Annotated in this window: 12 protein-coding genes; 7 read left to right on the plus strand and 5 right to left on the minus strand. The window is 73.3% G+C overall.

Features of this window, described 5'->3' with window-relative positions; all coding sequences use genetic code 11:
• The first annotated feature begins 109 nt into the window (after positions 1-109).
• The 5 genes from AB0E62_RS31025 to AB0E62_RS31045 all read left to right on the plus strand — a co-directional run bounded on the left by AB0E62_RS31025 (position 110) and on the right by AB0E62_RS31045 (position 5217).
• Entirely contained in the window at positions 110-1417 is a 1308-nt protein-coding gene (locus tag AB0E62_RS31025; RefSeq protein ID WP_362201216.1) for a multidrug effflux MFS transporter, read from the plus strand.
• Positions 1357-2538 (plus strand): serine hydrolase domain-containing protein, encoded by a 1182-nt coding sequence (locus AB0E62_RS31030; RefSeq protein WP_362201219.1) that lies wholly within the window; start codon positions 1357-1359, stop codon positions 2536-2538. The genes AB0E62_RS31025 and AB0E62_RS31030 overlap by 61 nt, the downstream gene beginning before the upstream one ends.
• A 187-nt stretch (positions 2539-2725) precedes the next feature.
• Entirely contained in the window at positions 2726-3703 is a 978-nt protein-coding gene (locus AB0E62_RS31035; protein ID WP_362201222.1) for a small ribosomal subunit Rsm22 family protein, read from the plus strand.
• Between the two features lie 31 nt (positions 3704-3734).
• A complete protein-coding gene (locus AB0E62_RS31040; protein ID WP_362201225.1) occupies positions 3735-4364 on the plus strand; it encodes a TetR/AcrR family transcriptional regulator in 630 nt (209 codons plus the stop codon).
• A gap of 115 nt (positions 4365-4479) precedes the next feature.
• The gene (locus AB0E62_RS31045; RefSeq protein WP_362201228.1) at positions 4480-5217 is read left to right on the plus strand and encodes a bifunctional DNA primase/polymerase; all 738 of its coding nucleotides are present in this window, start codon (positions 4480-4482) and stop codon (positions 5215-5217) included.
• Between the two features lie 989 nt (positions 5218-6206).
• Here the strand turns inward: AB0E62_RS31045 and AB0E62_RS31050 are convergent.
• The 4 genes from AB0E62_RS31050 to efeO are packed head-to-tail and all read right to left on the minus strand — an operon-like array spanning position 6207 to position 10437.
• Complete coding sequence (locus AB0E62_RS31050; RefSeq protein WP_362201231.1) at positions 6207-7199, minus strand: hypothetical protein; 993 nt, start codon at positions 7197-7199, stop codon at positions 6207-6209.
• Complete coding sequence (efeU, locus tag AB0E62_RS31055) at positions 7159-8031, minus strand: iron uptake transporter permease EfeU (RefSeq protein WP_362201234.1); 873 nt, start codon at positions 8029-8031, stop codon at positions 7159-7161. Before efeU ends, AB0E62_RS31050 begins: the two co-directional genes overlap by 41 nt.
• 3 nt (positions 8032-8034) lie before the next feature.
• On the minus strand, positions 8035-9285 hold the full coding sequence (efeB, locus tag AB0E62_RS31060) for an iron uptake transporter deferrochelatase/peroxidase subunit (RefSeq protein WP_362201237.1): 1251 nt from the start codon (positions 9283-9285) through the stop codon (positions 8035-8037).
• A gap of 15 nt (positions 9286-9300) precedes the next feature.
• Positions 9301-10437, minus strand: a complete 1137-nt coding sequence (efeO, locus tag AB0E62_RS31065; protein ID WP_362201240.1) for an iron uptake system protein EfeO — start codon at positions 10435-10437, stop codon at positions 9301-9303.
• Between the two features lie 213 nt (positions 10438-10650).
• Here efeO and AB0E62_RS31070 point away from each other — a divergent pair, with 213 nt between their 5' ends.
• Positions 10651-11295 (plus strand): PhzF family phenazine biosynthesis protein, encoded by a 645-nt coding sequence (locus tag AB0E62_RS31070; RefSeq protein WP_362201243.1) that lies wholly within the window; start codon positions 10651-10653, stop codon positions 11293-11295.
• Positions 11296-11408: 113 nt separating this feature from the next.
• The gene (locus tag AB0E62_RS31075; protein WP_362201246.1) at positions 11409-11603 is read left to right on the plus strand and encodes a hypothetical protein; all 195 of its coding nucleotides are present in this window, start codon (positions 11409-11411) and stop codon (positions 11601-11603) included.
• Positions 11604-11648: 45 nt separating this feature from the next.
• Here the strand turns inward: AB0E62_RS31075 and map are convergent, their stop codons facing one another.
• Positions 11649-12506 carry a type I methionyl aminopeptidase gene (gene map, locus AB0E62_RS31080; RefSeq protein ID WP_362201249.1) on the minus strand — a complete coding sequence of 286 codons (858 nt, stop codon included), beginning with the start codon at positions 12504-12506 and terminating at the stop codon, positions 11649-11651.
• Positions 12507-12518: the final 12 nt, after the last annotated feature.

Genomic DNA, 12518 nt, shown 5'->3' on the forward strand with positions numbered 1-12518 from the left:
CCTCGGCAGTCTGTACGAGCTGAGAGCATAGGTGCCGGTCGGGTCGGTGACACCGATGTCAGGGACACCGGTGCCGGAGGGACCCACGGCACGGACAGGGGAGGGGCAGATGCCGGAGCACGCGGCGACACCGACGCCGGAACGGGACCATCACTCCGCGACCGCGCCACCGCCGGCCGGCGCCCCGGGCCGCCCCGGCCCCCTCGTCACCCTCCTCCTCGGCACCCTCACCGCGACCGCCCCGCTCGCGATGGACATGTACCTGCCCGCACTGCCGCAGGTCACCCGCTCCCTGGCCGCCCCCGCCGTCACCGTGCAGCTCACCCTGACCGCCTGCGTGGCCGGACTCGCGCTGGGGCAGCTGATCGTCGGCCCGCTCAGCGACCGCTGGGGCCGCCGCCGCCCGCTGCGCGCCGGGCTCATCGTCTACCTGGCCGCCACCGCCCTGTGCGCCCTCGCGCCCACCGTCGAGACGCTGATCGCGTTCCGGCTGGTGCAGGGCCTGGCCGGCGCGGCCGGGGTGGTCATCGCCCGGGCCGTCGTACGCGACCTGTACGACGGCGTCGCCATGGCCCGCTTCTTCTCCACCCTGATGCTGATCTCCGGGGTCGCGCCCGTCGTGGCACCGCTCGTCGGCGGGCAGATCCTGCGGGTGACGGACTGGCGGGGCGTGTTCGTCGTGCTCACGGTGATCGGCGCGCTGCTCACCACCCTGGTCTGGCTGCGGCTGCCGGAGACCCTGCCGCCCGCCGAACGGCACCGCGGCGGGCTGCGCGAGACCCTGCGCGCGATGCGCGGCCTCCTCGCCGACCTGCCCTTCACCGGCTACATGCTCGCCGGCGGCTTCGCCTTCGCCGCGCTGTTCGCCTACATATCCGCCTCCCCGTTCGTCATCCAGGAGATCTACGGAGCCTCCCCGCAGACCTTCAGCCTGCTGTTCGGCCTCAACTCGGTCGGCCTGGTGCTCGCCGGGCAGCTCAACGGAAAGCTGCTGGTCGGCCGGGTCGGCCTGGAGAAGGTGTTCGCGGCCGGCCTCGCGGTGATCACCCTCGCCGCGACCGCCCTGCTGCTGATGGCCACCGGCGCCCTCGGCGACACCGGACTGGTCCCCGTCGCCGCCGCCCTGTTCGTCCTGATGTCGGCGATGGGCGTCACCCTGCCCAACGCCCAGTCCCTCGCCCTGCTGCGGGTCCGGCACGCCGCCGGCTCCGCCTCCGCGCTGCTCGGCACCGCCTCCTTCCTCGTCGGCGCGGTGGCCTCCCCGCTCGTCGGCGTCGCCGGGGAGCACACCGCCGTGCCCATGGCCGTGGTCCAGCTGGCCGGAGCACTGGTCGCGGCGGCCTGCTTCGTGGGACTGTGCCGTCCCTGGAGGGCGCGGGAGGCCACCCGTGCGCACGCGGAGGGAGAGACGAGCTGAGCGCACCGAGACTGCGCGCCGGCACACCGGAACGCGCCGGGCTCGACCCCGTCGAGCTGGGGCGCCTGGTCGCCGAGACGCACGCCCTCACCGCCGGTGAGCGCCCCTGGGCGGCCGGCGCCGTCGTGCTGGCCGGCCGCGGACCCGTGATCGCCGTGGCCGAGGCCGCCGGCTGGGCGGTCCGCTACGCCGGCTGCGACCCCGAGACCGGCACCGGCGTCGAGCTGCCGGCCCCCGAACGGGTCCCGGCCACCCTCGACACCCGCTTCGACCTGGCCTCCCTGACCAAACTGTTCACCGCGGTCGCCGCCGTGCAGCAGATCGAGCGGGGCACCCTCGGCATCGACGCCCGGGTGGGCGACTACCTGCCCGACTTCCACGCCGCGGCCCGACACGGCGTCACCGTACGGCAGTTGCTCACCCACACCTCCGGGCTGCGCCCGGAACTGCCGCTGTACGACTGCCCGGACCACGCCTCCCGGCTGGACCTGCTGCGCGCCGAGGCACCGGCGAACGAGCCGGGCACGTACCGCTACTCGGACCTGAACACGCTGCTGCTCCAAGCCGTCCTGGAGCGGATCACCGGCCGCCGGCTGGACGTCCTGGTGCGGGACGGCATCACCCGGCCGCTCGGCATGACCGCCACCGGCTTCGGGCCCTGCGCCGGCGCCGCGGCCACCGAGGACCAGCGGCGGCCGTGGGCCAAGGCCGATCGGGGGATGCTGCGGGGCATCGTCCACGACGAGAACGCCTGGGCGCTCGGCGGGATCGCCGGACACGCGGGACTGTTCTCCACCGGGCCCGACCTGGCCGTCTTCTGCCGCGCCCTGCTCGCCGGCGGCTCCTACGGCCCCGCGCGCATCCTCGGCCCCGACTACGTGGAGCTGCTGTTCACCCCGCCCGGCCTGGGCTTCCTGCTGGACCAGCCGTGGTTCATGGGCGAACTGGCGGGCCGCGGCGCCGCGGGCCACACCGGCTTCACCGGCACGTCCCTGATCCTGGACCCGGCTACCGACACCTTCCTGATCCTCCTGGCCAACAGGGTCCACCCCCGCCGCCGCCCACCCGACAGCGCCCCGCGAGCGGCCCTGGCGACCAGACTGGCGAGAGCGGTGATCTGACCCGGGCGAGAGGGCGCCTCCGGGCCGGCCGGTCCGGGCGAGAGGACGCCTCCGGACCGGTCGGACCGGGCGGACGGGCGGGTCGGACCGGGCGGACGGGCAGGTCGGACCGGGCGGACGGGCAGGTCGGACCGGGCGGACGGGCGGGCCGGAACGAGGCAGGCGCCGGGCGCCATAGAATCGCCGGGTGAACGACCCCCTGCGCACGGCCCTGGCCGACCTGCTGGACGGCCTGCCCCCCAGGGAGGTGGCCGCCGCCGTCGACCGCCTGATCGCCAGCTACCGCGGCGACACCCCCACCCACGCGCCGATCCTGCGCGACCGCGCCGACGTGGCCGCGTACGCCGCCTACCGCATGCCGGCCACCTTCGAGGCGGTCCGCGCCGCTCTCGCCGCCCTCGCCGACGCCGTCCCCGGCTGGACCCCCGCCGGCCACACCGACGTCGGCGGCGGCACCGGCGCCGCCACCTGGGCCGTCCAGAGCACCTGGCCCGGCGAGCGCGCCGTCACCGTGCTGGACTGGGCCGAACCCGCCCTCGCCCTCGGCCGGCAACTGGCCGCCGCCCACCCGGCCCTCCAGGGCGCCCGCTGGCGGCGCGCCCGGATCGGCGCGGACCTCACCCTGGACGACACCGACCTGGTCACGGTGTCGTACGTGCTCAACGAACTCGCCGAGCCCGACCGCGCCGCCCTCGTCGACGCCGCCGCCCGCGCCGCCCGCACCGTGGTGATCGTCGAGGCCGGCACCCCGGCCGGCTACGCCCGCGTCATCGAGGCCCGCGACCGGCTGGTCCGGGCCGGCTTCCGGATCGCCGCGCCCTGCCCGCACAGCGCCGCCTGCCCCATCGCGCCCGGCACCGACTGGTGCCACTTCTCCGCCCGGGTCGGCCGCTCCTCCCTGCACCGCCAGGTCAAGGGCGGTTCACTGGCGTACGAGGACGAGAAGTTCTCCTACGTCGCCGCCACCCGGCTGCCCGCCCAACCGGCCCCCGCCCGGGTGGTCCGGCGCCCGCAGATCCGCAAGGGGCAGGTACTGCTCGACCTGTGCGAGGCCGACGAGCGGCTGCGCCGCAGCACGGTCACCAAGCGCCACGGCGACCTGTACAAGGCCGCCCGGGACGCCGACTGGGGCGACGCCTGGCCGCCGGACGACTCCGCGTCGTAGCCCGCCGCCCTGGCTTGTTACTTTCGGTCCCATGGTCCCCAAGCCCGCCCCCGACGCCACCCGCCGCAGCGAGAAGTCCCGCCGGGCGATCTACGCCGCCGCCCTCTCCCTGGTCGCCGAGGTCGGCTACCCGAAGACCACCGTGGAAGCCATCGCCGCCCGCGCCGGGGTCGGCAAGCAGACCATCTACCGCTGGTGGTCCTCGAAGGCGGATGTCCTGCTCGAGGCATTCCTGGACCTCGCCGAACAGACGGCCCGCGAGGCCGGGCACGAGACGGCGGGGGACGAGACCGCCGCCGTGCCGGACACCGGCGACCTGGCCGCCGACCTCAAGGCGGTGCTGCGGGCCACCGTGGACGAGCTGCTCGACCCCCGCTTCGACGTGCCCGCGCGGGCGCTGGCCGCGGAAGGCGTCGTCAACGACCAGCTCGGCCGCGTCTTCGTGGACCGGCTCCTCCAACCGCAGCTCCAGCTGTACGTCGCCCGGCTGCGTTCCGCGCAGGACGCCGGGCACGTACGACCCGACGTGGACCCCCGGATCGCCCTGGAGCTGTTCGTCTCGCCGCTCGCCCAGCGCTGGCTCCAGCACACCGGTCCGATCACCTACGACTACACGGACACCCTGGTCGACTACGCGCTGTACGGCCTGGCCCCGCGTTGACCGCCCACCCCCCTGCCGGTGACGGCCGGCCACTCGCCTGCGCCGGCCCCCCGGTCCACGCGAAGATGGGACGATAAGGCATGCTGTCCGCTACACCAGCGAGGCGAGGGGATAGATGAGCGGGACGTTCGGCAGCCGGCCCGGCCGGCAGGGCAAACTCTCCCAGTGGCTGCGCGGACGCCGCCCGAAGGAGGGCGCCGCCGACGACGGTGGCCGCGAGGCCCTGCTGCTCGCCGCCGCCGGCGCGGGTCTGCCGCTCGCCCCGGCCGCGCACCCCGCGCCGGGCTACCGCTGTTCCTGCGACCGGGTCGGCTGTCCCACCCCGGCCCGGCACCCGGTGTCGTTCGCCTGGCAGACGCAGTCCACCACCGACCGCGCCCAGATCGAGCGCTGGGCCCGGCACCAGCCGCAGGCGAACTTCATCACCGCCACCGGCATGGTGCACGACGTGCTCGACGTGCCCCTGGAGGCCGGCCGGGAGGCCCTGGAGCGGCTGCTCGGCGCCGGGATCGAGGTCGGTCCGGTCGCCGAGAGCGACGACGGCCGCATGCTGTTCTTCACCCTCACCCGGGGCACCCCCCAGGACGAGGACGAGTGGTGGCCCTGCGAGCTGGACTGCCACCCCGAGACGATGGACGAGCACCCCGGCCTGCGCTGGCACTGCCGGGGCTCCTACGTCCTCGTACCGCCCGCCCGGCTGCCCGGCGACGACGGCCAGCGGGTGCGCTGGGTGCGCGGCCCGGAGCACGCGCTGCCCGACCCGCTGAGCCTGCTGGAGGCGCTCACCGACGCCTGCGCCCGGCACGGCGCCGAGGCCGACCACCCGGGCGCGGCCTGGCCCCTGCGCCACTGACCGCCCCCGGCCGCCTTGACCGACGGGCCTCGACCGTCACCGCCGACTGCCCTCCCGGCCGCCTTGACCGACCTGCCCCCGTCGACCGGCCCCTCCGCTGCCCCCGTCGACCGGCCTCCCGGCCGTCGTGACCGATGGGCCCCGCCTGTCGTTGTCGACCGGTCCCGGCCGACTCCGCCAACCGGCTTCCGGTTGTCGCTGTCGATCGACGTCGGGCTGTCTTCGCTGGTCGGCGTTCCGGCTGTCTTGCCCGGCGGGTCCCGGTCGATTTCGCCGCCCGGCTGGTTCGGCCGATCGCCCCGGTCTTCCGGCCGACGCGCCGACCGCCGCGCTGGCGGTCTCCGCTGACCGGTCCCGGCCGACTCCGCCAATCGACTTGCGGCTGTCGCTGTCGATCGACGTCGGGCTGTCTTCGCTGGTCGGCGTTCCGGCTGTCTTGCCCGGCGGGTCCCGGTCGATTTCGCCGCCCGGCTGGTTCGGCCGATCGCCTCGGTCTCCCGGCCGACGCGCCGACCGCCGCGCTGGCGGTCTCCGCTGACCGGTCCCGGCCGACTCCGCCAATCGACTTGCGGCTGTCGCTGTCGATCGACGTCGGGCTGTCTTCGCTGGTCGGCGTTCCGGCTGTCTTGCCCGGCGGGTCCCGGTCGATTTCGCCGCCCGGCTGGTTCGGCCGATCGCCCCGGTCTTCCGGCCGACCCGCCGACCGCCGCGCTGGCGGTCTCCGCTGACCGGTCCCGGCCGACTCCGCCAATCGACTTCCGGCCGTCACCGTCGACCGACTCCGGGCTGTCGCCGCTGACCGGCCTCCCGGCCGTCGTGACCGACCGACCCCGGTCGACTTCACCGCAAGTCCGACTTGGCCGACTCGGCCGACCGCCCCCGGCCTCCCGGCCGACCCGCCAACCGCCGCCCTGGCGGTCTCCACTGACCCGCCCCGGCCGACCCCGCCAGCCCGCCCCCGCCGGCTCCGTCGTCCGGGACGCCGGGGTTCAGCCGCCCTGTGCGGACGTCAGTCCCTGTACCCGGCCCAGCATCCGTACCGGACCGCCGCCGGCCGGGTCGAGCACGACCTCGTTGGCGATGGACTCCATCGTCAGGGACTGCTTCACCTCGCCCTTGACCAGGGCGCGTACGTCCTTGTTGGGGATCAGCAGGGTCGTGCCGGTGGCGGCGGTCCGCTTCTCGTAGTGGTGCGTGGTGAAGAACACCAGCGCTCCGCCGTCCGCCGTGCGCAGCGCGAGCGGGGCGTAGGCACCGTGGGCGAGGGGTTCGTCGATGAACTGCCGGACCAGGCCGGGCTTCTCGGCCTCCTTCTTCCGGGCCGCGCGCAGCCCGCTGGTGTCGCGGCCGTCCGCGAAGGCCTTCCCGCCGTCCTTCAGGTACGTCGCGTACGTCTTGCTCAACGCGTCGGGCCTGACGGCCAGCCCGCCGGCGTCGGCGGGCACGGCCTCGGCCCAGCCGTCCGCGTCCTTCTCGAACTCCGGAACGGTCCCGGGCACCATGAGGGTCAGATAGGCCACCCGCCACCGCTCTGCGAGGTCGCCCCGGGTGAACACGAGCACCCAGCGGACGTCACCGCCCTTGTTGCCCCGGGCGTCGGCCACGAACCAGCGGGGCCAGCCGGCCTTCTTCGGGATCGTGATCTTGACGTCCGTCAGGGTCAGCGGGGTGTGCGCCGGGTTGCCGGAGGGGTTGTTGACGTGCCCCGCCTTCAGCCGGGCGGAGTCGATGTCGGCGAGGGCGCCGGTGACATAGGGGGCGTCCACGGAGCTGTCGTAGGCCTTGTCGGCCTTGTTGTACGCGTCCGTGAACGCGGTGACGGCCCTGACGGCCTCGGCGCGGGTGGCGGCGGGGAGCACCTCGCGTTCCCCGTGCACCACCACGCATCCGCTCACCGTCAGCGACAAAGCGGTCAGCGCGGCCGCCATGAGTGCGTTCCGGTCACGCCTGCGAGGCCGCCGAGGACTGCGTTCCCTGGTCATCGGGCTCCTTCACCTTCCCCTTCCCGGAGGCGAACCCTACCGGGGAGAGGAACAGCCCGAGCACCGGGACCAGATACAGCGCCCACACCGTGATCTGGACGACCGTCGGATCCGGCTGGAAGTTGAACACGCCCTTCAGCAGCGTGCCGTACCAGCTGTCCGGCGGGATGGCGCCGCTGATGTCGAACGCCAGGTCGTTCAGGCCCGGCACCCAGTCGGCCTCCTGGAGGTCGTGGAAGCCGTACGCCAGCACGCCCGCCGCGACCACGACCAGCATGCCGCCGGTCCAGGTGAAGAACTTCGCCAGGTTGATCTTCAGCGCGCCCCGGTAGAACAGCCAGCCCAGGAGCACCGCCGTGGCCAGGCCCAGGGCGACCCCGACCAGCGGGCGCGGGGTGCCGTCGGAGGCCGCGTGCACCGAGGCCCACACGAACAGCGCGGTCTCCAGGCCCTCCCGGCCCACGGCGAGGAACGCGGTGGCGACCAGCGCGCCGGTGCCGAGCTTGAGGGCCGCGTCGAGCTTGCCGTGCAGCTCCGACCGCATGTTCCGGGCGGTGCGCCGCATCCAGAACACCATCCAGGTCACCAGGCCCACGGCGATGATCGACAGGGAGCCGCCGAGCGCCTCCTGTGCCTTGAAGGTCAGCTCCTGGGAGCCGAACTCCAGGGCGCAGCCGAAGCCCATGGCGATGGCGATGGCCACGCCGATGCCGGCCCAGATGGGCTTGATGGCGTCCCGGCGGCCGGTCTTGACCAGGTAGGCGATCAGGATGCAGACGACGAGCGACGCCTCCAGTCCCTCCCGCAGGCCGATCAGGTAGTTGGAGAACACGGGCTACGCCTCCTTCGAGAACAGCGTCCGGCCCCACCAGTCGCCGGAGTCCCGGACGCCGGGCGGGATCGCGAAGACCGCCGAACCCACGTGCTGGATGTACTCGTTGAGCGCGTCGTGCGCCGCCAGCTTGCGCTGGAGCGGGATGAAGCCCTTGCGCACGTCCCGCTGGTAGGCGAGGAAGAACAGGCCCGCGTCGAGCCGGCCGAGGCCGTCGGTGCCGTCGGTGAAGGAGTAACCCCGGCGCAGGATGGTGATCCCGCCGTTGGAGTCCGGGTGCGCGAGCCGTACGTGCGCGTCCGGCTTCATCGCCTTCAGGAACGGCTCGTCGTGCTCCTTGGCCTTGCCGACCGGGGCGCCCTCGCGCTTGTCCCGGCCGAACACGTCCTCCTGCTCCTGGAGCGAGGTCCGGTCCCAGGTCTCGATGTTCATCCGGATCCGCCGGGCGACCAGGTACGACCCTCCGGTCATCCAGTCCGGGCCGTCCCCGGCGCCGACCCAGACGTGCTGGTCCAGCCGGTCGGTCTCGGTGCCCGCGATGTTGCGGGTGCCGTCCTTGAAGCCGAAGAGGTTGCGCGGGGTCTGCGCGCCCGGCGTGGTGGAGGAGGTCTTGCCGAAGCCGAGCTGGGACCAGCGCACGGCCACCTTGCCGAAGCCGATGCGGGCCAGGTTGCGGATGGCGTGCACGGCCACCTGCGGGTCGTCGGCGCAGGCCTGGACGCACAGGTCGCCGCCGGTGCGGGAGCGCTCCAGGTTGTCCCCGGGGAACTTGGGCAGGTCGGCCAGGGCGGCGGGCCGCTGGTCCGTCAGTCCGAACCTGTCGAACAGCGAGGGCCCGAAGCCGATGGTCAGCGTCAGCCGGGACGGCTTGAGCCCGAGCGCCTCGCCGGTGTCGTCCGGCGGTGCCTCGGCGAGCCCGCCGTAGGCACCCTCGCCGACCGGCTTGCCCGCGGTCATCCGGCGGGCGGCCTCGGTCCAGTCCTTGAGCAGCTGGACGAACGCCTCGCGGTCGTCGGTCTTCACGTCGAACGCCGCGAAGTGCAGCCGGTCCTGCACCGGGGTGGCGATGCCGGCCTGGTGGGCGCCGTGGAACTCCACCGCGCCGCCCGTCCCGTCGGCCACCGGGCCCGCGTCCTCGCCCGACTGGGCCATCGCCACGGCCCCGCCGGCCACGGCGGCCCCGAGCGCGAGCCCGGCACCGCCCCAGCCGATCAGCGCCCGGCGCGACGGATTGCTCCCCTGGGTCTCGGTCATGGCCCTCCCCTTGCCTTACTTCACGACCGCGGCGGCGAGCTTGGACAGCGGCTCGGCGAGCGCGTTCACCGCGTCCGACAGCTCCTTGCGCTGGTCCTTGCCGACCTTGTCGTAGGAGACGAAGTCGTACGACGCCTTGTCCGAGCGGTACTTGTCGAGCAGCGCGTCCAGCGCGGCGAACTGCTTGTCCAGTTCCTTCGTCAGCGCGGGGTCGTTCTTCGCGGCGACCGGCTTCAGCAGCTCGTAGGCCTTCTGCGCGCCCTCGACGTTGCCCTTGAAGTCGACGAGGTCGGTGTGGGCGTAGCGGTCCTCCTCGCCGGTGACCTTGCCGGTGGCGACCTCGTCCAGCAGCTCCTTGGCACCGTTGGCCATGGAGGTCGGGGTGATCTCGGCCTTGCCGACCCGCTTCTGCCAGTCCTTCAGGTCCGTGACCAGCCGGCCGGCGAGGGCCTTCTCCTCGGCGCCGATCTTCTTGTCGTGCCAGAGGGCCTTCTCCAGCCGGTGCCAGCCGGTCCACTTCTGCCCGGGCTCCAGGCCGTCCTCGCGGACGTCCACCTTCGGGTCGATGTCACCGAAGGACTCGGCGACCGGCTCGGTGCGCTCCCAGCCGAGCCGGGACAGGCCGTAGGCCTTCTTCGCCGCCTCCAGGTCGCCGTCCTGGACGGCCTTCGCGAACGCCTCGGCCTTCGGCAGCGTCTCGTCGGCCTGGTCCTGGGCGTACGTGCGGTACTGGGCGACGGCCGCGTCCAGCCTCGGGTCGCGCTTGGCGCCGGCGCCGGCGCCGGTCACGGTCAGCTTCTGCCGGACGCCGTGGCCCTTCATGCCGGGCCGGCAGGCGATCTCGTAGGAGCCGGCCTTCACCTCGGCGGTGAGCGTGTACTTGGTGCCCGGTCCGATGTTCTCCTTCTCGGAGACGATCCGGTCGTCCGGGAAGAGGATCTCGACCTCGGTCGCCCGCGAACCCTTGTTCTCGATCTTCAGCGTGACCTGGCCGGCCGGTACGGACTTGCTGGAGGTGTCGCACGTGGAGTCGGCCGCGGTGACCTGGATGGCGTCACCGTCCTCGGCGTCGCTCTTCGAGGTGCACGCCGAAAGGGCGGTCAGAGCGGCCGCGGTCACGGCGGCGGTGACGGTCAGTCGGACGGCTCGCATGCAGGCTCCAAGGCGATTCGTATGGTGAGGCTGCCCTAACTTACCCGAGGCTTACCACGGCCGTCCCCGTGCGTTCGGTGATTCGGCTCTCACAGCGGGCGCACAGACACGACTTGGTTGCGGTGCCACAAAGCAGACATCACGCGACGGCAAAGGGAGGGTCAAAACGCCCGGTGCGGTTCCCGGCGGGCGCGGCGATGCTTCAATGCCCGGGTGACCGACTACGACGTACTCCGCGTCTTCTGCGGGCCGGACGGCGGCTACGGCAACGAACTGGGTGTCGTCCGCGACGGCTCGGTGCTGCCCGAGCGGGAGGACCGGCAGGCACTCGCCGGAAAACTCGGCTTCAGCGAGACCGTGTTCGTGGACGACCCCGAGCGCGGGGCGATCGACATCTATACGCCCGCCCTGCGCCTGCCCTTCGCCGGCCACCCCTGCGTGGGCACCGCCTGGCTGCTCGACGTGCCCGAGCTCGTCACCCCCGCCGGTGTCGTCGGGGCCCGGCAGGACGGCGAGTTCAGCTGGATCGAGGCCCGCCCGGAGTGGGCGCCGCCGCGCACCCTGCGCCGGTATTTGAGCGCCGCCGAGGTGGACGCGCTCGACGTACCGCCGCCGGGGGAGTGGGTTTACGCCTGGGCCTGGGAGGACGAGGCGGCCGGCCGGGTCCGCGCCCGTGCCTTCCCGGGGCGGGACGACGGCATCGACGAGGACGAGGCCACCGGCGCCGCGGCACTGCTGCTCACGGACCTGCTCGGCCGGGCCCTGAACATCACCCAGGGCCGCGGCTCGCAGATCCTGACCGCGCCCCAGCCGCACGGCTGGATCGAGGTCGGCGGCCGGGTCAACCTGGAGCGCTGACGCCTGCGGGCGTCCGGGTGACCGGCCGCGTGCCGTCCGGGTGGAACCGAGTGTGCGGGCGAGGACGAACGGGGACCTCTGGGCTGACCACTCAGCCTCCCGAGAGGAGCACCATGCGCATCAGATCCGTTCTGGCCGCGACCGTCCTCGCCGTCGCCCTGGCCGGCGCCGGCGCGTCGACGGCAGCCGCCGGCACCTACGATGACCACAAGGACGACGACGCGGTCTGCAGCCCCTACTTCGGCGGGCTCTCCTCGTTGGAGAACAAGATCTTCTGGGGTGGCGCCCACTGCACCGACCTGTTCTGACGCGACCCGGGTCCCCCTCCCGCACCCGGCCAGGGGGACCCGGTCTCAGGGGAGGGTCAGGATGTCCGCGCCGGTGTCCGTGACCACCAGGGTGTGCTCGAACTGGGCGGTGCGCCTGCGGTCCTTCGTCACGACCGTCCAGCCGTCGTCCCACATCTCGTACTCGTGGGTGCCCAGCGTCAGCATCGGCTCGATCGTGAACGTCATCCCCGGCTGCATCACCGTCGTCGCGTGCGGGCTGTCGTAGTGCGGGATGATCAGCCCGGAGTGGAACGACGTGTTGATGCCGTGCCCGGTGAAGTCCCGTACCACGCCGTAGCCGAAGCGCTTGGCGTACGACTCGATGACCCGGCCGATGACATTGATCTGCCGGCCCGGCCGCACCGCCTTGATCGCCCGGTTCAGCGCCTCCCGGGTGCGCTCCACCAGCAGCCGCGACTCCTCGTCCACGTCGCCGACCAGGTACGTGGCGTTGTTGTCACCGTGCACCCCGCCGATGTACGCGGTCACGTCCAGGTTGACGATGTCGCCGTCCCTGAGGACCGTCGAGTCGGGGATGCCGTGGCAGATGACCTCGTTGACGGACGTGCACAGCGACTTCGGGAAACCGCGGTAGCCGAGCGTGGACGGGTAGGCCCCGTGGTCGCACATGTACTCGTGGGCGACCTTGTCCAGCTGGTCCGTGGTCACCCCCGGCGCGATGATCTTCGCGGCCTCCGCCATCGCCTGCGCGGCGATCCGGCCGGCGATCCGCATCGCCTCGATGGTCTCGGGCGTCTGCACCTCCGGCCCGGTGTACGGCGTCGGCGCGGGCTTGCCGACGTACTCGGGGCGCCGGATGTTTCCGGGAACCGAACGGGTGGGAGACAGCTCCCCTGGTACGAGCAGCGACTGGCCAGACATGCCAGCGAGTCT

Source organism: Streptomyces sp. NPDC038707 (genome assembly GCF_040636485.1).
In the GTDB taxonomy this organism is placed as follows: domain Bacteria; phylum Actinomycetota; class Actinomycetes; order Streptomycetales; family Streptomycetaceae; genus Streptomyces.